Source organism: Agarivorans sp. (assembly GCF_050295395.1).
In the GTDB taxonomy this organism is placed as follows: Bacteria; Pseudomonadota; Gammaproteobacteria; order Enterobacterales; family Celerinatantimonadaceae; genus Agarivorans.
Genome location: NZ_JBNKPP010000288.1, coordinates 1 through 1,742 on the forward strand (window position 1 = coordinate 1; position 1,742 = coordinate 1,742).

Here is a 1,742-nt window from a genome sequence, read left to right on the forward strand (position 1 = left end):
CTTATCGACATGGGCTTTCAACTGGTGGGTATTTCACCCGATACTCCCGCACAATTAAAGGCATCAGCCGCTAAAAACGAGCTCAAATATCAACTACTTTCCGATGAAAAAATGCAGGCATCACAAGCCTTTGGTCTTGCCTTTTACACTAGCAAACAAGTCACTGATACTTATTTGAGTCGCTTAAAACTGGATAACCCACTGTGGACAACGCCCGAAGGCGATAAGCGCTTAGTTCTGCCTGTTCCGGCAATTTATATCGCTGACACTCAAGGATTAATCCATTTCCAATATGTGAATCCCAACTATAAGGTGAGACCCGCACCTAAGTTGATTCTGACGGCCGCCAGCCTCGTCGGAGCACCAGAATAATCCATCCCCCGTCCAAACAGCCGCTAAGAATCGTTATCGATTTAGCGGCTGCTTTGCTAAACTAGCTTGGCCGCAATCGATACCACACGTTCCATTAGATCAATCCTTTAGCCCGCGGCGGAGCCACAATGAATTCTCAAACCTATAACCAAGCCGTACTCGAACTCGCCCGCGCGGGTCTTGCCGATTTAACCGTCTCAGCCCAAGCTAAAAAAGCCCAACGAACTGCCGCGCAGGAGAGTCATTTTCTGTGTAACTGGATGGTTGAAGCGCTCAAGGAAAAGCGTTTCTCGAAACTGGTGGCCGACGATCTCACGGCATGGATCCGTATGGCGCGCAGCCAAGGTGCTGGCGCCGAACTTAAGCGGTTATTGGAAAGAATTGTTCATCAATATCAGAGCGTTGAAAACTCGCACGTGGAGTTAGGTACGGCATTAAACGCTATGATTGCCGAGTTAACCCAGCTCGAATGGCTAGTGTTTACCGACACTGAAATTAACACTAAGCTTAAGCTGGACGCCGATGGACAATCGAGCTTAGTTATTGATGTAAAAGAATTTACTCAACATATTCAAGAGAATCAGCTTATCAAGCCTATCAACTTATATGTTCGTGCCGATGAGCAGCTGTTGACTCAAATCGCCCTCTCCCATGGTTTGCTGATAAGCCAAGGCAATAAGAAAACTAGCCTGATTAAGCACCATAAGACATTTCAAATTTACCCGCACAATCAGCTGCCCGCCTTGTGCCTACTCTTGGCTTAAGCCCAAAAAGCTGCTTGAATAGGGAAACTGCGCTACGGATAACAAATTTTTCACAATGGCTAGGTAAGATGTAGCGCAGTCACCACGAAGCTCGTTCAACCAAGGAGTGAAGGACAAGATGGGTAAAGGAAGTATTCTCTATCGTTGGCGAGCGCACGCCGTGTTATTACTTCTATTATTTACTCCCCCCTCCTTTGCCCAATTACTCAAGTACAACATCACCGGGTCCTATTCTTGGTATCCCTATTTTATTGCTAACCAGCCCGAAGCCCCTGGCATGGTGTCTGAGTTAATCCCACTGATTTTATCCTTAGCCAATATCGAGGGCGAAAACCTGTCCTTGCCACCCAAACGGACGAACAACGCCCTTGAAACCGGCCAGTTAGACTTTGATGTAGTCAGCCCAAGTTGGTTTGCAGATCAAGACTTTGGCCCCTTATTCGTAAAATCCGATCCCATTATGCCCATCACAGAATACGTGGTGACCAGACCCGAGAATGTCGAATCCTTTAAGGAAGTCACTGAAATTAAAGGTAAGCAAATCGGTACCGTCAGGGGATATTTGTACCACGATGACAAGGAGTTTATCCGTGTCGATTTTACCTC

General features: G+C 46.8%; 3 protein-coding genes. All 3 read left to right on the forward strand.

Translation table 11 applies throughout. The features are described 5' to 3' along the window. Positions 1-372, forward strand: a 372-nt coding sequence (locus ACQY6Q_RS17145; protein ID WP_427983318.1) for a redoxin domain-containing protein, incomplete at its 5' end; no start/stop codon positions are given. Between the two features lie 128 nt (positions 373-500). Next, on the forward strand, positions 501-1,136 hold the full coding sequence (locus ACQY6Q_RS17150; RefSeq protein WP_427983320.1) for a DUF2913 family protein: 636 nt from the start codon (positions 501-503) through the stop codon (positions 1,134-1,136). A 118-nt stretch (positions 1,137-1,254) separates the two neighbouring features. Continuing rightward, the coding region (locus ACQY6Q_RS17155) for an ABC transporter substrate-binding protein (RefSeq protein WP_427983321.1) at positions 1,255-1,742 on the forward strand (488 nt) is incomplete at its 3' end.